The sequence below is a fragment of the Pseudomonas sp. GW821-FHT11D10 genome (genome assembly GCF_058808435.1).
The window spans coordinates 253,724-272,334 of sequence record NZ_JBXARR010000002.1; the positions used below are offsets into that span (position 1 = coordinate 253,724).

The following is an 18,611-nucleotide window of genomic DNA, read 5'->3' on the forward strand; positions in this document are numbered from 1 at the left end:
ATGCCAGCTGCCTTTCCCCCCGATTCTGTTGGTCTGGTGACGCCGCAAACGGCGCACTTCAGCGAACCGCTGGCCCTGGCCTGCGGCCGTTCGCTGGCCGATTATGACCTGATCTACGAAACCTACGGCACGCTGAACGCGCAAGCGAGCAACGCCGTGCTGATCTGCCACGCCCTGTCCGGCCACCACCACGCTGCGGGTTACCACAGCGTCGACGACCGCAAGCCCGGTTGGTGGGACAGCTGCATCGGCCCCGGCAAACCGATCGACACCAACAAGTTCTTCGTGGTCAGCCTGAACAACCTCGGCGGTTGCAACGGCTCTACCGGCCCGAGCAGCCTCAACCCGGAAACCGGCAAGCCATTCGGCGCCGACTTCCCGGTGCTGACCGTGGAAGACTGGGTGCACAGCCAGGCGCGCCTGGCCGACCTGCTCGGCATCGGCCAGTGGGCCGCGGTGATCGGCGGCAGCCTCGGCGGCATGCAGGCGCTGCAATGGACCATCACTTACCCGGATCGCGTTCGGCACTGCCTGGCCATCGCCTCGGCCCCCAAGCTGTCGGCGCAGAACATCGCCTTCAACGAAGTGGCGCGCCAGGCGATCCTCACCGACCCGGAATTCCACGGCGGCTCGTTCCAGGAACAGGGCGTGATCCCCAAGCGCGGCCTGATGCTGGCGCGGATGGTCGGGCACATCACTTACCTGTCCGACGACTCCATGGGCGAGAAATTCGGCCGTGGCCTGAAGAGCGAAAAGCTCAACTACGACTTCCACAGCGTCGAGTTCCAGGTCGAAAGCTACCTGCGCTATCAGGGCGAAGAGTTCTCCGGGCGCTTCGATGCCAACACCTATCTGTTGATGACCAAGGCGCTGGACTACTTCGATCCGGCGGCGAACTTCAACGATAACCTGGCGAAAACCTTCGAAGGTGCGAAAGCCAGGTTCTGCGTGATGTCGTTCACCACCGACTGGCGCTTCTCCCCGGCCCGCTCGCGGGAACTGGTCGACGCGCTGATGGCGGCGCGCAAAGACGTCAGCTACCTGGAAATCGACGCGCCGCAAGGCCACGACGCCTTCCTGATTCCGATCCCGCGTTATTTGCAGGCGTTCGGCAATTACATGAACCGCATTACGTTGTGAGAAAGCCATGAGAGCTGATCTGGAAATCATCCAGGAATGGATCCCCGCCGGCAGCCGCGTGCTCGACCTCGGTTGCGGTGACGGCGAGTTGCTGACCTGGCTGCGCGACCACAAGCAGGTCACCGGCTACGGCCTGGAAAACGACGCCGACAACATCGCGCAGTGCGTGGCCAAGGGCGTCAACGTCATCGAGCAGGACCTGGACAAGGGCCTGGGCAACTTCGCCAGCAACAGCTTCGACATCGTGGTGATGACCCAGGCCCTGCAAGCCGTGCATTACCCGGACAAGATCCTCGACGAAATGCTGCGGGTCGGTCGCCAGTGCATCATCACGTTCCCCAACTTCGGTCACTGGCGCTGCCGCTGGTACCTGGCGAGCAAAGGCCGGATGCCGGTGTCGGAATTCCTGCCGTACACCTGGTACAACACGCCGAACATCCACTTCTGCACCTTCGAAGACTTTGAAGAACTTTGTCGCGAACGTGAGGCGAAGGTCATTGATCGGCTTGCCGTGGATCAACAGCACCGCCACGGGTGGGCCAGTAAGCTATGGCCTAATCTGTTAGGTGAGATCGGTATCTACCGCGTCAGCAGCCCGGGGCTTGCGGATCACAGAATCGCGGTCTGAACCACGACATTGCGAGGAGAACGAACATGGGACGCTTGATTACCGCGCTATTGGCCGCCTGCCTGAGCCTGTCGGCCGTGGCCGCCGATGCCATCAAGGGCGAACGCAAGGAAGTGTTCGGTGATGTCACCGTGCATTACAACACCTTCAACTCCACCTTCCTGACGCCGGACATCGCCAAGGCTGCCGAGTTGATTCGCAGCAAGAACCAGGGCGTGATCAATGTCTCGGTGATCAAGGAAGGCAAACCGCTGATCGCCCAGGTCACCGGCACCGTCAAAGACCTGACCAGCCAGAGCGTGCCGCTGACCTTCCGCCAGATCACCGAACAGGGCGCGATCTACTACATCGCCCAGTACCCGGTGGAACAGCAGGAAACCCGCACCTTTGAAATCAAGGTGAAGACCGGCGACAAGATCAACACCATCAATTTCAACCAAGAGCTTTTCCCTGGCCAATGATCAATCTCAAGCAACTCGTACTGGCCAGCCATAACGCCGGCAAACTCAAGGAACTCCAGGCCATGCTCGGCGATTCGGTGCAACTGCGCTCGATCGGCGAATTCAGCAGCGTGGAGCCGGAAGAAACCGGCCTGTCGTTCGTCGAGAACGCGATTCTCAAGGCGCGCAATGCCGCTCGCATCTCCGGGCTGCCGGCGCTGGCCGACGATTCGGGGCTGGCGGTGGATTTCCTCGGCGGTGCGCCGGGCATCTACTCGGCGCGCTACGCCGACGGCAAGGGCGACGCGGCGAACAACGCCAAACTGCTCGATGCCTTGAAAGACGTGCCTGAAGCCGAGCGCGGCGCGCAGTTCGTCTGCGTGCTGGCGCTGGTGCGTCACGCCGACGATCCGCTGCCAATCCTCTGCGAAGGCCTGTGGCACGGGCGCATTCTGACCGCCGCCAGCGGTGAGCACGGTTTCGGCTACGACCCGTTGTTCTGGGTGCCGGAGCGTGACGTGTCCAGCGCCGAGCTGAGCCCGAGCGACAAGAACCAGATCAGCCACCGCGCCCGCGCAATGGATCTGCTGCGCCAGCGTCTGGGCTTGAAATGACCGATAGTTTCTCCGCGTCGTCGCTGATTATCGGCGGCGCCGCCTCCTCGCCTCGGGCGCCGTTGCCGACGCTACCGCCCCTGGCGCTGTACATCCACATCCCGTGGTGTGTGCGCAAATGCCCCTATTGCGACTTCAACTCCCACACCGCCAGCCCCGTGCTGCCGGAGCAGGAGTACGTCGACGCGATGCTGGCCGACCTCGATCAGGATCTGCACGCGGTGTACGGCCGTGAGTTGAGTTCGATCTTCTTTGGCGGCGGCACGCCGAGCCTGTTCAGCGCCGAAGCCCTTGGTCGCTTGCTGGAAGGCGTGAAACAACGCATCCCGTTTGCCGATGACATCGAAATCACCCTGGAAGCCAACCCCGGGACTTTCGAGCAAGAGAAGTTCGTCGCCTACCGCAAACTGGGGATCAATCGCCTGTCGATCGGCATCCAGAGCTTCCAGCAGGAAAAGCTCAAGGCCCTCGGCCGTATCCACAACGGCGACGAAGCGGTACGCGCCGCCGGCATGGCGCGCCAGGCCGGGTTCGATAACTTCAACCTCGACTTGATGCACGGCTTGCCGGACCAGTCACTGGACGATGCTCTGAGCGATCTGCGCCAGGCGATCGAACTGAAGCCAACGCACATTTCCTGGTATCAGCTGACGCTGGAGCCGAACACCGTGTTCTGGAACCAGCCGCCAGTGCTGCCGGAAGACGACACGCTGTGGGACATTCAAGAGGCCGGACAGGCGCTGCTGGCCGAGCACGGTTACGCGCAGTACGAAGTTTCGGCCTACGCGCAACCGGGTCGCCCGGCGCGGCACAACCTGAATTACTGGAGCTTCGGCGACTTCATCGGCATCGGCGCCGGCGCCCACGGCAAGCTCAGTCACCCGGACGGGCGCATCGTGCGCACCTGGAAGACGCGCTTGCCGAAGGACTACCTCAACCCGGCCAAAAGCTTCCAGGCCGGCGAGAAAGCCCTGACCAACGACGAGATGCCGTTCGAGTTCCTGATGAACGCCCTGCGCCTGACCGCCGGCGTCGAATCGCGCCTGTACCCGGAGCGCACCGGCCTGCCGCTGGAGAGCCTCGACGAACACCGGCGCGAGGCCGAACAAAGCGGTCTGTTGCAGGTCGAACCGTCACGTCTGGCGGCCACCGAACGCGGACAACTGTTCCTCAACGACTTGCTGCAGAAATTTCTGAGCTGAGCCCAACGCCCAACGCCCAACGGCAGCCCTAAGGAAAAAACATGGATTTGATTCTCGACCTGCTCGCCACCGTGTCCCGCTGGAGCCGCAGCAACCTCTCGGAAATCGCTCTGGCCCTGGTGGGCTGTCTGCTGGTGCTGTTCGGCGCTGACTTCAAGGCCTGGGTCGAGCAACGCCTGGGCAGCATCGCCGGCGCCCTGCGCGTCCCGTTGATGGCCCTGCTCTGCCTGATCGGCAGCGGCGCAGCGCTGATCTACGCGACGCCTTGGGTGGTGAAGGGGCTGAGCCAGTTCAACAACTACAGCCTGGCGCCGGTGTTGTTGGTGGTGCTGGTGTTGATTGGCGTGGTCGCGGATCGCCGCTGATCTCCACATGCTCGTTCCCACGCTCTGCGTGGGAATGCAGCCCGGGACGCTCTGCGTCCCTGAAGCGGACGCGGAGCGTCCATTGAGGCATTCCCACGCAGAGCGTGGGAACGATCACTGCGCAGTGCTTAAGCGAGCTTCTCGAACTTCAGATCCCACACGCCATGCCCAAGACGTTCGCCGCGGCGTTCGAACTTGGTGATCGGCCGCTCGGCCGGGCGAGGTACGCACTTGCCGTCTTCGGCGAGGTTGCGATAGCCCGGGGCGACGTTCATCACTTCCAGCATGTATTCGGCGTACGGTTCCCAGTCGGTGGCCATGTGCAGAATGCCGCCAACCTTCAGCTTGCTGCGCACCAGCTCAGCGAAGGACGCCTGAACGATGCGGCGCTTGTGGTGGCGGCTCTTGTGCCACGGATCCGGGAAGAACAGCATCAGGCGATCAAGGCTGTTGTCGGCGATGCAGCGGTTGAGCACTTCGATCGCGTCGCAATCGTAGACCCGCAGGTTGGTCAGGCCCTGAGTCAGCACGCCGTTGAGCAGCGCGCCGACACCCGGACGGTGAACCTCGACACCGATGAAATCCTGTTCCGGCGCAGCGGCGGCCATTTCCAACAGCGAGTGGCCCATGCCGAAACCGATTTCCAGCGAACGCGGCGCGGAACGGCCGAACACCTGGTCGTAATCCACTGGCGCATCGGCCAGCGGCAGGACGAACTTCGGCGCGCCCTGATCCAGGCCGCGCTGCTGGCCTTCGGTCATGCGCCCGGCGCGCATCACGAAACTCTTGATGCGGCGGTGTTGGCGCTCGTCGCCTTCTTCCGTCTGGATTGGCGTGTCGTTCGATTCAGTCATCAATAGCTCTTACTTGATCAGACCATCCAGCGGCGAAGAGGCGCTGGCATAGAGTTTTTTCGGCATGCGGCCGGCGAGGTAGGCCAGGCGGCCCGCGACGATCGCGTGTTTCATGGCTTCGGCCATCATGATCGGCTGCTGGGCGTGGGCGATGGCCGAGTTCATCAGCACCGCGTCACAGCCCAGTTCCATCGAGATGGTGGCGTCGGAAGCGGTGCCGACACCGGCATCCACCAACACCGGGATCTTGGCTTCTTCGAGGATGATCTGCAGGTTGTACGGGTTGCAGATCCCCAGGCCCGAACCGATCAGACCGGCCAGCGGCATGACCGCGATGCAGCCGATTTCCGCCAGTTGACGGGCGATGATCGGGTCATCACTGGTGTAGACCATCACGTCGAAGCCTTCCTTGACCAGCACTTCGGCGGCCTTGAGGGTTTCGATCACGTTGGGGAACAGGGTTTTCTGGTCGGCCAGCACTTCCAGCTTCACCAGGTTGTGGCCGTCGAGCAGCTCACGGGCCAGGCGGCAGGTGCGCACGGCTTCGACCGCGTCGTAGCAGCCGGCGGTGTTCGGCAGGAAGGTATAGCGATCCGGCGACAGCACTTCGAGCAGGTTCGGCTCGCCTTCGATCTGGCCCAGGTTGGTGCGGCGCACGGCGAAGGTGACGATCTCGGCACCCGAGGCTTCGATGGCCAGGCGGGTTTCTTCCATGTCACGGTACTTGCCGGTACCGACCAGCAAACGCGACTGGTAAGTACGACCGGCCAGAACGAAAGGCTTGTCGCTACGAACGATGCTCATGGGGAATCCTCTGTTGGGGTGAGGGTCTTGCAGAATTCTCGGCCCATGCAGGCCTGGCGGTCAGCCGCCGCCGATGGCGTGCACGACTTCGACGTTGTCGCCGTCGTTCAAAGTGGTGTCGGCATGCTGGCTGCGCGGGACGATATCCAGATTGAGTTCGACCGCGACGCGGCGTCCGGTCAGATCCAGACGGGTCAGCAGGGCCGCAACGGTTTCACCGTCGGGCAGTTCAAAGGATTCACCGTTCAACTGAATGCGCATGCGCAACGCCGCCATCACTTTTTAGGGGGTGGCATTCTAGCCCGATCATGACCTAAAGGTCAGCACCAAGCGTCAAGCGGTTGGGTGCAGGCGCCAGGCGGCGAGTCCGAGACACAGCCAGCCGATCAGGAACGCCAGGCCGCCGAACGGGGTGATGATGCCGAGCTTGCCGATGCCGATGGTGGTCAGCAGGTACAGGCTGCCGGAGAACAGCAGGATACCGACGGTGAACGAGAGGCCGGCCCAGGCGACCAGACGCCCCTGAAGCTGGGTGGCCAGCAGCGCCACGCCGAACAGCGCCAGCGCGTGCACCAATTGGTAGGTGACGCCGGTATGGAAGATCGCCAGGTACTCGGGGGTCAGGCGGTTTTTCAGGCCATGGGCGGCGAATGCGCCGAGGCCGACACCGGTGAAACCAAAGAAGGCAGCCAGCATCAGAAAGCTACGCAGCATGTAGAACTCCAGTCAGACTCGATCGGCAGGGTCTGTATAATGGCCCGCTCAACCGGTTCGGCCAAGCCATCTCTATGCTGCGTTTATTTCTCCGTCGTTTCACGAAGGCCCTGCTCTGGTTCGCGGGCGGCAGCGTATTGCTGGTGTTGGTGTTTCGCTTCGTGCCGCCACCGGGCACGGCGCTGATGGTCGAGCGCAAGATCGAATCCTGGGTCGACGGCGAGCCGATCGATTTGCAACGCACGTGGAAGCCGTGGGACGAGATCTCCGATGACCTGAAGGTCGCGGTGATTGCCGGTGAAGACCAGAAATTCCCCGAGCACTGGGGTTTTGACCTGAGCGCGATCAAGGCCGCACTGGCCCACAACGAACTGGGCGGTTCGATTCGCGGCGCCAGCACCCTGAGCCAGCAAGTGTCGAAGAACCTGTTCTTGTGGTCCGGTCGCAGCTATCTGCGAAAGGGCCTGGAGGCGTGGTTTACCGCACTGATCGAAGTGTTCTGGCCCAAGCAGCGGATTCTCGAGGTGTACCTGAACAGCGTCGAGTGGGATGACGGTGTGTTTGGCGCCGAAGCGGCGGCAAGGCATCACTTTGGCGTAGGCGCCAGGTCGTTGTCCCGGCAGCAGGCGAGTTATCTGGCGGCTGTGCTGCCGAATCCCCGGGTCTGGAGCGCCAGTCATCCGACCGCTTATGTGTCGCGCCGAGCCGGCTGGATTCGCCAGCAGATGAGCCAGCTGGGTGGCGACAGCTATTTGCTGACACTCAACGATTCGCGCCGCGCGCCCTGGGCCCAATGACGTTCTGACAGGCAAAAAAAACGCCCCGATCATCACTGATCGGGGCGTTTTTTATTGTCGGACTGCCGGTTATGCGGCAATCGACAACTTGAGCTTGTTCATCGCGCTCTTCTCGAGCTGACGGATCCGCTCGGCCGACACGTTGTACTTCTGCGCCAGGTCGTGCAGCGTGGCCTTCTCTTCTGCCAGCCAGCGCTGGTAGAGGATGTCGCGACTGCGTTCGTCCAGCACTTCCAGCGCTTCGTGCAGGTTGTGATTGGAGTTGTCGCTCCAGTCGGCGTCTTCCAGTTGACGCGCCGGGTCGTACCGGTGGTCTTCCAGGTAGTTGGCCGGCGACTGGAAAGCGCTGTCGTCGTCCGCTTCCGCAGCCGGGTCGAAGGCCATGTCATGGCCGGTCAGGCGACTTTCCATCTCACGCACTTCACGCGGCTCGACGCCGAGGCTTTCCGCCACACGGTGGACTTCCTCGTTGTTCAGCCAGGCCAGACGTTTCTTCTGGCTGCGCAGGTTGAAGAACAGCTTGCGCTGGGCCTTGGTGGTCGCGACTTTCACGATCCGCCAGTTGCGCAGGATGAACTCGTGAATCTCGGCCTTGATCCAGTGCACCGCGAAGGACACCAGACGCACGCCCATTTCCGGGTTGAAACGCTTCACGGCCTTCATCAGGCCGACGTTACCTTCCTGGATCAGGTCAGCCTGAGCCAGACCGTAGCCGGAATAGCTACGGGCGATGTGTACGACAAACCGCAGGTGGGCGAGCACCATCTGCCGAGCCGCCCCCAAATCCTGCTCATAGTAGAGACTCTCGGCCAGTTCACGCTCCTGCTCCGGCGTCAGCAATGGAATGCTGTTGACGGTGTGCACGTAGGCTTCCAGGTTTGCGCCTGGAACCAATGCATACGCAGGTTGCAAAGAATTGGACATACGGAAAAACCTCCGACTTACATACTCATGCTTTTCAGCATTGCGAAAAATTGACCGGAAACTCAAATGAAAGTTTCCTTAACCACTGAAAGGTCAATCACGCGCAAAAAAAGATTCTACTTCGGCGCCAGCTCCCTGAGATGACGTGCGACTGCAATCCATGCACCGATATAACCCAACAGCACCGCGCCAAGCAAGAGCGACAGACCGTCGGCAACTGGCACGCCGGCCAGTGCGAAATCACTGCCGTACAAACCGGCCAGCCCGACCACCGCGTCGTTCAGCCAGTTCAGGCCGAACGCCAAAACACCCCAGGACAGCAGCCCCGCACCGAAGCCATACAGCGCGCCCATATAAAGGAAAGGACGACGCACATAGCTGTCGGTGCCGCCGACGAGTTTAATCACTTCTATCTCGGTGCGGCGGTTTTCAATATGAAGACGAATGGTATTGCCTATCACCAAAAGTAATGCAGAAACCAGCAACACCGTCAGACCGAACACGAAACGGTCACCGAGCTTGAGGATGGCGGCCAGACGCTCGACCCAGACTAGATCAAGTTGCGCCTGTTGTACCTTGGGCAGCTCGGAAAGTTTTTGTCTTAATGCTTCCAGGGTCGACTTGTCGACCTCGTTCGGCGTCACCAGCACTACGCCCGGCAGCGGGTTTTCCGGCAGTTCGCGCAGGGCTTCGCCCAATCCGGACTGCTGCTGGAACTCTTCCAGCGCCTGATCGCGGCCGACATATTCAGCATCAGCTACGCCCGGCATGCCTTTGATCTGATCACGCAACACTTCGCCCTGAGCCGGACTGGCCTCGAGCTCCAGGTACAGCGAAATCTGCGCCGCGCGCTGCCACGAGCCGCCCAGACGCTCGACGTTGCTCAGCAACAGCGAAAGGCCCATCGGCAGGCTCAGCGCAACCGCCATCACCATGCAGGTGAAGAAGCTGCCGATCGGCTGCTTGCCGAGGCGGCGCAGGCTGTCGATCCAGCTCGCGCGATGGCTTTCGATCCAGGCACGGAACAACGTGGCGAAGTCCGGGCCGTCGTCATCGTCGTGCTTTTTCTTCTTTGGCGGTTGCGGATCGGCGGCCTTCGGGGCCACGCGCTCGGAAACCTTCGGACTACGTGTTGCACTCATACGCCGGCCTCCCCGTCACCGATCAATCGGCCGCGTTGCAGGGTCAGCATGCGATGGCGCATGCGCGCGATCAGCGCCAGGTCGTGACTGGCGATCAGCACGCTGGTGCCCAGGCGGTTGATGTCTTCGAACACACCCATGATCTCGGCCGCCAGACGCGGATCGAGGTTACCGGTCGGTTCGTCCGCCAGCAGCAGGGCCGGACGGTGAACGATGGCGCGGGCAATGCCGACGCGCTGTTGCTGACCGGTAGACAGGTCGCCCGGATACAACTCGGCCTTGTCCGACAGCGCCACGCGCTCCAGCGCCGAATCGACGCGCTTGGCGATCTCGACCTTGGACAGTCCGAGAATCTGCAACGGCAGCGCGACGTTGTTGAACACCGTGCGATCGAACAGCAGTTGATGGTTCTGGAACACCACGCCGATCTGCCGACGCAGGAACGGAATCTGCGCATTGCTGATGGTGCTCAGGTCTTGCCCGGCGAGCAGCAGTTTGCCGCTGGTCGGACGCTCCATCGCCAGCAGCAGGCGCAACAGAGTGGATTTACCGGCACCGGAGTGGCCGGTGACAAACAGGAACTCGCCGCGACGGACTCGAAAGCTCAGCTCATGCAAGCCGACGTGACCGTTCGGGTAGCGCTTACCGACCTGTTCGAAACGAATCATGAACGCTCCCGCTCGGCAAACAGTGCCTGGACAAAGGGTTCGGCTTCAAAGGTACGCAGATCGTCGATGCCTTCACCGACGCCGATATAGCGGATCGGCAGGCCGAATTGCTTGGCCAGGGCGAAAATCACCCCGCCCTTCGCGGTGCCGTCGAGCTTGGTCAGCGCCAGGCCGGTCAGTTCGACGGTCTGGTTGAATTGCTTGGCCTGGTTGATGGCGTTCTGGCCGGTGCCGGCGTCGAGCACCAGCAACACTTCGTGCGGCGCATCGGCGTCGAGCTTGCCGATCACCCGGCGAACCTTCTTCAGTTCTTCCATCAGGTTGTCTTTGGTGTGCAGACGACCGGCGGTGTCGGCGATCAGCACGTCGATGCCACGAGCCTTGGCGGCCTGCACGGCGTCGAAGATCACCGAAGCCGAGTCCGCGCCCGTGTGCTGGGCGATCACCGGAATCTTGTTGCGCTCGCCCCAGACCTGCAATTGCTCGACAGCCGCGGCACGGAAGGTGTCACCGGCGGCCAGCATGACCTTCTTGCCTTCCAGTTGCAGTTTCTTCGCCAGCTTGCCAATGGTGGTGGTCTTGCCGGCGCCGTTGACGCCAACCACCAGAATCACGAACGGCTTGTTCTGGGAAACGATCTTCAGCGGCTGCTCGACCGGTTTGAGCATCGCGGCCAGCTCGGCCTGCAGGGATTTGTACAGGGCGTCGGAATCGGCCAGCTCTTTACGCGCGACCTTCTGGGTCAGGCGCTGGATGATTACCGAAGTCGCCTCGACGCCGACGTCGGCAGTCAGCAGGCGGGTTTCGAGATCGTCGAGCAGATCGTCATCGATGGCTTTCTTGCCGAGGAACAGGCTGGCCATGCCCTCGCCGATGCTGGCACTGGTCTTGGACAGGCCCTGCTTGAGACGGGCGAAGAAGCCGGCCTTGGTTTCTTCGGTGCGCGGGGCCTCGACCGGGGTTTCAACCTGGATGTCCACAGGAGCGACGGGCGCGACTGGCGCTACAGCGACCGGTGCAGGTGCAGGTGCAGGTGCAGGTGCAGGTGCAGGTGCAGGTGCAGGCTCAGGCGCTTCGACAATCGAAGCAACCGGGGCAGCAACCACAGGTTCTGGAATGACAGGAGCCGCTTCCACCACTGGCGCCGGAACAGGCTCGGGGGCGAACGCAACGGGCGCAGGAATCGGCGGCGTAACGTGCGGCACAGCCTCTTCAACCAGCGCCACCGGCTCTTCCGCCACTGGCAAGGTCAGCCAAGGCTCGCTGGCCGGGGACAGCGGCAACTCAGCGGCAGTCGGCACTTCAGGCTCGGCCTCGGCCACCGGTTGCAGCACCGGCTCGGCAATCGGCAGCACAACCGGTGCCGGCGCTTCTTCTATTACGGGAGCGGGCGCAGGGGCCGGCTCAGGAATGGCAGTCGGCTGTTTGACGACGGGTTCCTGCGGTTTCTTGCGCAGCCATCCGAACAGGCTTTTCTTCTCGCCAGCCGCAGCTGGGGTCTTCTTGTCGTCGTTGGAACCAAACATGGAGGACGGCTATCTCACGGTAGCGACGCGCCACAGGGGCGCCCCGGCAAATAAATATTCGATGCAGAACAGACTGTGTTTCACCCAGCTTGTTCACGCGCAACATTTTGTCGAGGCACCAACGGCACCTCAAAGGAATCGTTTTAATGAAGGACTGGCCGGCAAAATCGGCGAAAAAGCGAAGTTTAGCTGATAAACCAAAGCCTTCTGCCGCAAACCCATACAACCTGATCAGGTTTCAAAACCGGATAGGCGTGGTCGCCGGTAAAACGGATCAGTATCCTAGCACCCTCTCGCCCGCCGACGCTAAGACCAAGCGGGCAGCCCAACAGGTTTAAAAACGAATGAATGCTCTAGCCCGCCGCGCCGCAGGCCTGCTGCTCAGCACAGTCTGCCTGCCCCTTTCGGCCCTGGCGGCCGACCCGCAACCGACCCACGAATTCACCCTCGACAACGGCCTGAAGGTCGTCGTGCGCGAAGACCATCGCGCGCCGGTGGTGGTGTCGCAGGTCTGGTACAAGGTCGGTTCCAGCTACGAAACCCCGGGCCAGACCGGTCTGTCCCACGCCCTCGAGCACATGATGTTCAAGGGCAGCGAGAAAGTCGGCCCCGGCGAAGCCTCGCTGATCCTGCGCGACCTCGGCGCCGAAGAGAACGCCTTCACCAGCGACGACTTCACTGCTTACTACCAGGTGCTGGCTCGCGACCGTCTGGGCGTGGCCTTCGAACTGGAAGCCGACCGCATGGCCAACCTGCGCCTGCCGGCCGACGAGTTCGCCAAGGAAATCGAAGTCATCAAGGAAGAGCGCCGCCTGCGCACCGACGACAAACCAATGTCCAAGGCCTACGAGCGTTACAAGGCCATGGCCTACCCGGCCAGCGGTTATCACACGCCGACCATCGGCTGGATGGCTGACCTTGAGCGGATGAAAGTCGAAGAGCTGCGTCACTGGTACCAGTCCTGGTACGTGCCGAACAACGCCACGCTGGTGGTGGTCGGCGACGTGACCCCGGACGAGGTGAAGACCCTCGCCCAGCGCTACTTCGGCCCGATCCCGAAACGCGACGTGCCGCCAGCGAAAAAACCGCTGGAACTGGCCGAACCGGGCGAACGCCAGATCACCCTGCACGTGCAGACTCAACTGCCGAGCCTGATGCTCGGCTTCAACGTCCCGAGCATCGCCACCGCCGAAGACAAACGCTCGGTCAACGCCTTGCGCCTGATTTCGGCATTGCTGGACGGCGGCTACAGCGGTCGCATCCCGACCCAACTGGAGCGCGGCGAAGAGCTGGTGTCCGGCGGTTCGTCGAGCTACGACGCCTACACCCGCGGCGACAGCCTGTTCACCCTGTCGGCTACGCCCAACACCCAGAAGAAAAAGACCATGGCCCAGGCTGAAGCCGGCCTGTGGAAACTGCTGGAACAACTGAAAACCACCGCACCGTCCGCCGAAGAACTGGAGCGCGTACGTGCGCAGGTCATCGCCGGCCTGGTCTTCGAGCGTGATTCGATCACCAGTCAGGCCACCGCCATCGGCCAACTGGAGACCGTCGGCCTGTCGTGGAAACTGATGGATACCGAACTGGCCGATCTGGAAAGCGTCACCCCGCAAGACATCCAGAACGCCGCCAAGCTGTATTTCACCCGCGAACGTCTCAGCGTCGCCCACGTCCTGCCACTGGAGACGACTCATGAGTGAGCGCAAAACCCCACGCCTGCTGCTCGGCCTGATCGCCGTGGCCATCATCGGCTCGGCCGCGTTCTACCTGGTACCAAGCGACAACACCAAGGCCAGCGAAGCGCTGGATAACGCCAAGTCCAGCCAGAAGCTGCAATCGCTGGCCGAACTCGACGGCAAGGCCCCGGCCAGCCGCAAGCTCGACGTGCAGACCTGGAACACCGCCGAAGGCGCCAAGGTGCTGTTCGTCGAGGCTCGCGAGCTGCCAATGTTCGACATGCGCCTGATCTTCTCCGCCGGCAGCAGCCAGGACGGCAACGCGCCGGGTCTGGCCCTGCTGACCAACGCCATGCTCAACGAAGGTGTGGCGGGCAAGGATGTCGGCGCCATCGCCCAAGGCTTCGAAGGCCTGGGCGCGGATTTCGGCAACGGCGCCTACAAGGACATGGCCATCGCGTCGCTGCGCAGCCTGAGCGCCGCCGACAAACGCGAGCCGGCGCTGAAGCTGTTCTCGGAAGTGGTGGGCAAACCGACCTTCCCGGCCGACTCCTTCGCGCGCATCAAGAACCAGATGCTCGCCGGTTTCGAGTATCAGAAACAGAACCCCGGCAAACTCGCCAGCCTGGAACTGATGAAGCGTCTGTACGGCGATCACCCGTACGCCCATTCCAGCGACGGCAACGCGCAAAGCGTGCCGAAGATCACGCTGGCGCAACTGCGTGAGTTCCACGCCAAGGCCTATGCGGCCGGCAACGTGGTGATTGCGCTGGTGGGCGATCTGTCCCGCAGCGAAGCCGAGGCGATTGCCAATCAGGTGTCCGCTGCGCTGCCAAAAGGCCCGGCGCTGGCGAAGGTCGAGCAACCGACCGAGCCGAAAGCCGGCATCGGCCACATCGAGTTTCCGTCGAAACAGACCAACCTGATGATCGCGCAACTGGGCATCGACCGTGACGACCCGGACTACGCTGCCTTGTCGATGGGCAACCAGATCCTCGGCGGTGGCGGTTTCGGCACCCGGCTGATGAGCGAAGTACGCGAGAAGCGCGGCCTGACCTACGGCGTGTATTCGGCCTTCAGCCCGATGCAGGCTCGCGGCCCGTTCATGATCAATCTGCAGACCCGCGCGGAGATGAGCGAAGGCACCCTGAAACTGGTGCAGGACGTGCTCGCCGACTACCTCAAGACCGGCCCGACCCAGAAAGAACTCGACGACGCGAAACGCGAACTGGCCGGCAGCTTCCCGCTGTCCACCGCGAGCAATGCCGATATCGTCGGTCAACTCGGCGCCATGGGCTTCTACAACCTGCCGCTGAGCTATCTGGACGACTTCATGCGTCAGTCCCAGAGCCTGACGGTCGAGCAGGTTCGCGACGTTCTGAACAAACACTTGAGCACGGATAAACTGGTCATCGTCAGCGCTGGCCCGACCGTGCCGCAAAAGCCGTTACCGGCCCCATCTGATAAACCTGCCGAGCAGCCGCTCGGGGTTCCGGAGCATTAATGGCCAGTCCAAAGAAACCTGTACAAAAACTGCACAACGGTGTGAACCAGTTGCGCATCATCGGTGGCGAATGGCGCAGCCGAAAGCTGAGCTTTCCTGATGCGCCGGGCCTGCGTCCGACGCCGGACCGGGTGCGCGAAACCCTGTTCAACTGGCTCGCGCCGTACGTTGCCGGGGCCAAGGTGCTCGATCCGTTCGCCGGCAGCGGCGCACTGTTTCTGGAAGCGCTGTCCCGTGGCGCGGCCATGGGTCAGGCGCTGGACGCCAGCCACGTCGCGGTCTCCAGCCTGAAAGAACACCTCGGCACCCTGCGCTGCACCAACGGCCACGTGCAGACCGCCGATGCCCTGCGCTACCTGGAAACCCAGACCGCGACCGCGTTCGACCTGGTGTTCCTCGACCCGCCGTTCAACCAGAACCTGCTGCCGACGGTGTGCACGCTGCTGGAAGAGCGCCAATGGCTGGCCGACGATTCGTGGATCTACACTGAAAGCGAAACCGCGCCATCGACCCTCGGCCTGCCGGGTAACTGGCGCCTGCACCGCGAGCAGAAATCCGGGCGGGTGTACTACGCGTTGTGGCAACGCAGCCTGCCCGCTCTCTGACATCGTCTGATGAACGCAGTATTCGGCGTGCGGTAGATAACTACCGCACGCCGCCCGCGCAAAATCTCCACAGTGGATTACGCCATTTCAGTAATCCATTGAGGACGAATCATTTATGGACACTATGTGCAGCAGGATGCTGCCTTGCCTGGCCTTTGCCCCGCTGCTGGCACTGGCCGACCCACCACCGGCCACCCACGAGTTTCTGCTGGACAACGGCTTGAAGGTCATCGTCCGAGAAGATCACCGGGCCCCGCTGGTCACCTCCCAACTGTGGTTCAAAGTCGGATCGGCCGACGAAGCGCCGGGCCAGAGCGGACTGTCACACGCGCTGGAACACATGCTTTACAAGGGTAGTAGCAAGACTTGTCCGGGCGAGGCGTCCGCGATACTGGAATCGTTGGGGGCATCGGAAAATGCCTTTACCGGCAAAGACGTCACGGCCTACCACCAGACTCTGCCCAAGCCTTATCTGGGGGTTGCGTTCGAATTGATGGCCGACATGATGTCGACTGCTCACCTCAAACCCGAAGACTTCGCCTCCGAGATCAGTGTCATTCAAGAGGAGCGCCGCTTGAATGTGGAAGACAGTTCTCTGGACACCGCAATGGAACGTCTGGAAACCCTGGCCTACCCCTCCAGCAGCTACCGAACGCCCATCATCGGCTGGATGAATGACCTGCACGGCTTGAACACCACTCAGTTGCGGGACTGGTATGAGTCACGCTACGCCCCCGGGAATGCCACGCTGGTTGTCGTCGGCGATGTCACGCTCGATGATGTTCAGCCCTTGGCTCAGCTTTACTTCGGTGGTCTCACCGGTCGTCCTTTTATCCAGGCCCTGAAACCGCGAGAGCTGCCGCAGCCAGGCGAACGCCGCATCATCCTCAACCAGGCGGTAGCTACCCCACAACTGATCATGGCATTCAACGTACCCAGCCTGGCTACGGCGGATGCACACCGGACCGCGCACGCACTGCGTCTGATCAAAATGTTGCTGGTAGGCTCCCAGAGCGCACGTCTGCAAAAACGCCTGCTGCACCATGAACATGTGTTCAGTCACGTCGACGCCCGCTATGACCTTTACAGTCGTGGCGACACCCTCCTGATATTGCGCACCCGACTCGACAACTCGCACTCGGCCAGTCCTGACGAGGCGCAATCAAGAGTCTGGGATCTGCTCGAAGAGCTGCGTACCACGCCTCCCCCCATCGACGAACTGGAACGCGCGCGAACCCAATTGATCGCCCAAAGGGTTTTTGCACGGGATTCGATCGTTAGCACTGCCCAACATCTGGCCGCCCTCGAGAGCATTGGCCTGTCGTGGCAATTGCTCGATCAGGAGATTGCCGAGTTAAAGAACGTGACGCCTGAGGACATCCGTCAGACCGCTGAAAAATACCTGATCCGCGAACGCCTCAGCACAGCCCAGGTGCTTGTGGAGAAAAAATCATGAATAAATCTGCCCACGTCTTTCGGTCTGCCATCGCCTGTTTTGCACTCATCGCTTGGCTGTCAGCCAGCCCGGCTGCTGCCGTTACCGCGCCGGCCGGCTTTCCCGACTCCCGATTGCAATCGTTGTCGGAAACAGAAACGATCCGACAGACTCCTCGTCCCTTGACCATCAAGGGCTGGAAAACCACGACAGACATCAAAACGTTATTCATCCGTACCACGGACCTGCCAATGTTCGACGTTCACGTCAGCTTCGCCGGCGGCAGTGCACACGATGGCGACACACCTGGCCTGGCAGCGGTGACATTCAGTCTGTTCAACGAAGGCGTGAACGACATGAGCGATCATGCAGCGATCGCCGAAGTGTTTGACGGGCTGGGGGCGAAGCTCGGGATGGATCTGGATCAGGAGCGTGCCACCTTCACGTTGCGCAGCCTCAGCGATCCAGACAAAAGCAGCCCGGCCCTGCAATTGTTTACGCAAATGCTGGGGCAGCCCTCTCTTACCGAAGAAGCTCTGCTCAGGGTCAAGAGCGAGCTTCGTGGCTTGCAGCTGGCACAACAGCAACAACCTGCGGACATTGCTACGCAGCGCCTTCAGGAGCTGCTGGCCCCGGACACGCCATACGCTCGTTCGATCTACGGATCCGATGCCGGCCTGACCTCTATCACCCGCCAGGCCGTTCAAACGTTCCACCGCCAAACCCACTCGACAAGCCAGACACAAATTACGTTGGTGGGAGACCTTTCCGTCGAACAGGCACAAGCCATCAGCCTGCAAATCGCCAACGTGCTACCCGCGCCCCTCGTTGCACTCCCCGCCGTCGAACCGCCCAAAGCGTTCGGCACTGAAATGCATCGCCATGTCGAGCGTACTCAGGAACAGATTCACGTATTGCTTGGGCAACCCAGCCTGTCGCGCCAACACGAAGACTTCGTTGCGCTGTATGCCGCGACGCAGATTTTCGGCAGTGGGGCGAACTCCCGTCTGATGACAGAACTGCGGCACAAACGCGGCCTGGTATACGACGCCAGCATTCGCACCAAAGACTGGGCGGGCAGCGGACTGACATCAATCGCTCTACAGACCAGCCCCCAATTCGCGAATGAAACAGTGGCACTGGTGAAATCAATGCTCAGCAATTTCCGCCGTGACGGCCCCTCGCAGGAGGAACTCGATCATTTCAAACGCCGACTGGCCAACGCCAATATCATCAGCAGCGCCAGCAACGAGCAGATTCTCGCGCGCCTGGCCGAGATCAACCTTCATCACTTGCCACTGGACCTGGATTTCTTCGCGCAACAGGTGCAACGCCTGACGCTGGAGCAGATCAGAATGGCAGTGAACAAACATTTGCCAGACGATCAGTGGCGGGTAGTGACCGTAGGTCCGACGGTACCCCAACTGCCGATCCCGCAACCGGTCATTGTCCCGACCGTCGAGCCGTCCGGGCATTCGTGTCGCGCTGATGCAGGCTTTGTGGCAAGTTAGACCTCCCTTGAAGTGACAGCCCCTTGTATGACTGTCACTTCATGCATGACACCGTCGAGATT

21 protein-coding genes are annotated in these 18,611 nt (G+C 61.7%); 13 read left to right on the forward strand and 8 right to left on the reverse strand.

All coding sequences use genetic code 11. The features are described from left to right. The 6 genes from metX to AC1RT4_RS07545 are packed head-to-tail and all read left to right on the forward strand — an operon-like array spanning position 1 to position 4,389. A complete protein-coding gene (gene metX, locus AC1RT4_RS07520; RefSeq protein ID WP_007953360.1) occupies positions 1-1,140 on the forward strand; it encodes a homoserine O-succinyltransferase MetX in 1,140 nt (379 codons plus the stop codon). 7 nt (positions 1,141-1,147) lie between these two features. Next, entirely contained in the window at positions 1,148-1,768 is a 621-nt protein-coding gene (gene metW / locus AC1RT4_RS07525) for a methionine biosynthesis protein MetW (protein ID WP_007953362.1), read from the forward strand. A 26-nt stretch (positions 1,769-1,794) separates the two neighbouring features. Beyond that, entirely contained in the window at positions 1,795-2,229 is a 435-nt protein-coding gene (locus AC1RT4_RS07530; protein ID WP_493084737.1) for a DUF4426 domain-containing protein, read from the forward strand. Further along, positions 2,226-2,822, forward strand: a complete 597-nt coding sequence (gene rdgB, locus AC1RT4_RS07535) for an RdgB/HAM1 family non-canonical purine NTP pyrophosphatase (protein ID WP_273903757.1) — start codon at positions 2,226-2,228, stop codon at positions 2,820-2,822. Before AC1RT4_RS07530 ends, rdgB begins: the two co-directional genes overlap by 4 nt. Further along, on the forward strand, positions 2,819-4,024 hold the full coding sequence (hemW, locus tag AC1RT4_RS07540) for a radical SAM family heme chaperone HemW (RefSeq protein WP_493084740.1): 1,206 nt from the start codon (positions 2,819-2,821) through the stop codon (positions 4,022-4,024). Before rdgB ends, hemW begins: the two co-directional genes overlap by 4 nt. A 41-nt stretch (positions 4,025-4,065) precedes the next feature. After that, positions 4,066-4,389 carry a DUF3392 domain-containing protein gene (locus AC1RT4_RS07545; RefSeq protein WP_007953368.1) on the forward strand — a complete coding sequence of 108 codons (324 nt, stop codon included), beginning with the start codon at positions 4,066-4,068 and terminating at the stop codon, positions 4,387-4,389. A 128-nt stretch (positions 4,390-4,517) separates the two neighbouring features. Here the strand turns inward: AC1RT4_RS07545 and trmB are convergent, their stop codons facing one another. From trmB to AC1RT4_RS07565, 4 genes are all read right to left on the reverse strand, one after another. Next, positions 4,518-5,243, reverse strand: a complete 726-nt coding sequence (trmB, locus tag AC1RT4_RS07550) for a tRNA (guanosine(46)-N7)-methyltransferase TrmB (RefSeq protein ID WP_085646976.1) — start codon at positions 5,241-5,243, stop codon at positions 4,518-4,520. Between the two features lie 9 nt (positions 5,244-5,252). Further along, complete coding sequence (locus AC1RT4_RS07555; RefSeq protein WP_007953385.1) at positions 5,253-6,047, reverse strand: thiazole synthase; 795 nt, start codon at positions 6,045-6,047, stop codon at positions 5,253-5,255. Between the two features lie 60 nt (positions 6,048-6,107). After that, the gene (thiS, locus tag AC1RT4_RS07560) at positions 6,108-6,308 is read right to left on the reverse strand and encodes a sulfur carrier protein ThiS (protein WP_007953386.1); all 201 of its coding nucleotides are present in this window, start codon (positions 6,306-6,308) and stop codon (positions 6,108-6,110) included. Between the two features lie 72 nt (positions 6,309-6,380). Continuing rightward, complete coding sequence (locus AC1RT4_RS07565) at positions 6,381-6,761, reverse strand: DUF423 domain-containing protein (protein WP_493084743.1); 381 nt, start codon at positions 6,759-6,761, stop codon at positions 6,381-6,383. Positions 6,762-6,835: 74 nt separating this feature from the next. Between AC1RT4_RS07565 and mtgA the strand changes: the two genes are divergently transcribed. Further along, positions 6,836-7,558: a monofunctional biosynthetic peptidoglycan transglycosylase gene (mtgA, locus tag AC1RT4_RS07570; RefSeq protein ID WP_007953390.1), complete on the forward strand. Its 723-nt coding sequence runs from the start codon at positions 6,836-6,838 to the stop codon at positions 7,556-7,558. Positions 7,559-7,627: 69 nt separating this feature from the next. Here mtgA and rpoH read toward each other — a convergent pair whose 3' ends face one another. From rpoH to ftsY, 4 genes are all read right to left on the reverse strand, one after another. Then, entirely contained in the window at positions 7,628-8,482 is an 855-nt protein-coding gene (rpoH, locus tag AC1RT4_RS07575; RefSeq protein WP_007953393.1) for an RNA polymerase sigma factor RpoH, read from the reverse strand. Between the two features lie 116 nt (positions 8,483-8,598). Next, positions 8,599-9,624 (reverse strand): permease-like cell division protein FtsX, encoded by a 1,026-nt coding sequence (gene ftsX, locus AC1RT4_RS07580; protein ID WP_493084745.1) that lies wholly within the window; start codon positions 9,622-9,624, stop codon positions 8,599-8,601. Beyond that, entirely contained in the window at positions 9,621-10,292 is a 672-nt protein-coding gene (gene ftsE / locus AC1RT4_RS07585; RefSeq protein ID WP_007953396.1) for a cell division ATP-binding protein FtsE, read from the reverse strand. The genes ftsX and ftsE overlap by 4 nt, the downstream gene beginning before the upstream one ends. Continuing rightward, positions 10,289-11,818 (reverse strand): signal recognition particle-docking protein FtsY, encoded by a 1,530-nt coding sequence (gene ftsY, locus AC1RT4_RS07590; protein WP_493084747.1) that lies wholly within the window; start codon positions 11,816-11,818, stop codon positions 10,289-10,291. The genes ftsE and ftsY overlap by 4 nt, the downstream gene beginning before the upstream one ends. Between ftsY and AC1RT4_RS07595 the strand changes: the two genes are divergently transcribed. The 6 genes from AC1RT4_RS07595 (at position 11,817) to AC1RT4_RS07620 (ending at position 18,549) form a co-directional block, all read left to right on the forward strand. Next, on the forward strand, positions 11,817-12,011 hold the full coding sequence (locus AC1RT4_RS07595) for a hypothetical protein (RefSeq protein ID WP_080511029.1): 195 nt from the start codon (positions 11,817-11,819) through the stop codon (positions 12,009-12,011). The genes ftsY and AC1RT4_RS07595 overlap by 2 nt on opposite strands. A gap of 151 nt (positions 12,012-12,162) precedes the next feature. Continuing rightward, a complete protein-coding gene (locus AC1RT4_RS07600) occupies positions 12,163-13,518 on the forward strand; it encodes a M16 family metallopeptidase (protein ID WP_127800427.1) in 1,356 nt (451 codons plus the stop codon). Beyond that, positions 13,511-14,998, forward strand: a complete 1,488-nt coding sequence (locus AC1RT4_RS07605) for a M16 family metallopeptidase (protein ID WP_493084750.1) — start codon at positions 13,511-13,513, stop codon at positions 14,996-14,998. The genes AC1RT4_RS07600 and AC1RT4_RS07605 overlap by 8 nt, the downstream gene beginning before the upstream one ends. Beyond that, positions 14,998-15,603, forward strand: a complete 606-nt coding sequence (gene rsmD, locus AC1RT4_RS07610) for a 16S rRNA (guanine(966)-N(2))-methyltransferase RsmD (protein WP_493084752.1) — start codon at positions 14,998-15,000, stop codon at positions 15,601-15,603. The genes AC1RT4_RS07605 and rsmD overlap by 1 nt, the downstream gene beginning before the upstream one ends. Before the next feature lie 115 nt (positions 15,604-15,718). Then, positions 15,719-17,059, forward strand: coding sequence for a M16 family metallopeptidase (locus tag AC1RT4_RS07615; protein WP_493084754.1), 1,341 nt, complete (start codon positions 15,719-15,721; stop codon positions 17,057-17,059). Beyond that, a complete protein-coding gene (locus AC1RT4_RS07620; protein ID WP_493084756.1) occupies positions 17,056-18,549 on the forward strand; it encodes a M16 family metallopeptidase in 1,494 nt (497 codons plus the stop codon). Before AC1RT4_RS07615 ends, AC1RT4_RS07620 begins: the two co-directional genes overlap by 4 nt. Positions 18,550-18,611: the final 62 nt, after the last annotated feature.

Coding starts and splice junctions, on each gene's coding strand:
- metX (WP_007953360.1), top strand. CDS start 1: ATGCCAGCTGCCTTTCCCCCCGATTCTGTTGGTCTGGTGACGCCGCAA.
- metW (WP_007953362.1), top strand. CDS start 1,148: ATGAGAGCTGATCTGGAAATCATCCAGGAATGGATCCCCGCCGGCAGC.
- AC1RT4_RS07530 (WP_493084737.1), top strand. CDS start 1,795: ATGGGACGCTTGATTACCGCGCTATTGGCCGCCTGCCTGAGCCTGTCG.
- rdgB (WP_273903757.1), top strand. CDS start 2,226: ATGATCAATCTCAAGCAACTCGTACTGGCCAGCCATAACGCCGGCAAA.
- hemW (WP_493084740.1), top strand. CDS start 2,819: ATGACCGATAGTTTCTCCGCGTCGTCGCTGATTATCGGCGGCGCCGCC.
- AC1RT4_RS07545 (WP_007953368.1), top strand. CDS start 4,066: ATGGATTTGATTCTCGACCTGCTCGCCACCGTGTCCCGCTGGAGCCGC.
- trmB (WP_085646976.1), bottom strand. CDS start 5,243: ATGACTGAATCGAACGACACGCCAATCCAGACGGAAGAAGGCGACGAG.
- AC1RT4_RS07555 (WP_007953385.1), bottom strand. CDS start 6,047: ATGAGCATCGTTCGTAGCGACAAGCCTTTCGTTCTGGCCGGTCGTACT.
- thiS (WP_007953386.1), bottom strand. CDS start 6,308: ATGCGCATTCAGTTGAACGGTGAATCCTTTGAACTGCCCGACGGTGAA.
- AC1RT4_RS07565 (WP_493084743.1), bottom strand. CDS start 6,761: ATGCTGCGTAGCTTTCTGATGCTGGCTGCCTTCTTTGGTTTCACCGGT.
- mtgA (WP_007953390.1), top strand. CDS start 6,836: ATGCTGCGTTTATTTCTCCGTCGTTTCACGAAGGCCCTGCTCTGGTTC.
- rpoH (WP_007953393.1), bottom strand. CDS start 8,482: ATGTCCAATTCTTTGCAACCTGCGTATGCATTGGTTCCAGGCGCAAAC.
- ftsX (WP_493084745.1), bottom strand. CDS start 9,624: ATGAGTGCAACACGTAGTCCGAAGGTTTCCGAGCGCGTGGCCCCGAAG.
- ftsE (WP_007953396.1), bottom strand. CDS start 10,292: ATGATTCGTTTCGAACAGGTCGGTAAGCGCTACCCGAACGGTCACGTC.
- AC1RT4_RS07595 (WP_080511029.1), top strand. CDS start 11,817: ATGGAGGACGGCTATCTCACGGTAGCGACGCGCCACAGGGGCGCCCCG.
- ftsY (WP_493084747.1), bottom strand. CDS start 11,818: ATGTTTGGTTCCAACGACGACAAGAAGACCCCAGCTGCGGCTGGCGAG.
- AC1RT4_RS07600 (WP_127800427.1), top strand. CDS start 12,163: ATGAATGCTCTAGCCCGCCGCGCCGCAGGCCTGCTGCTCAGCACAGTC.
- AC1RT4_RS07605 (WP_493084750.1), top strand. CDS start 13,511: ATGAGTGAGCGCAAAACCCCACGCCTGCTGCTCGGCCTGATCGCCGTG.
- rsmD (WP_493084752.1), top strand. CDS start 14,998: ATGGCCAGTCCAAAGAAACCTGTACAAAAACTGCACAACGGTGTGAAC.
- AC1RT4_RS07615 (WP_493084754.1), top strand. CDS start 15,719: ATGGACACTATGTGCAGCAGGATGCTGCCTTGCCTGGCCTTTGCCCCG.
- AC1RT4_RS07620 (WP_493084756.1), top strand. CDS start 17,056: ATGAATAAATCTGCCCACGTCTTTCGGTCTGCCATCGCCTGTTTTGCA.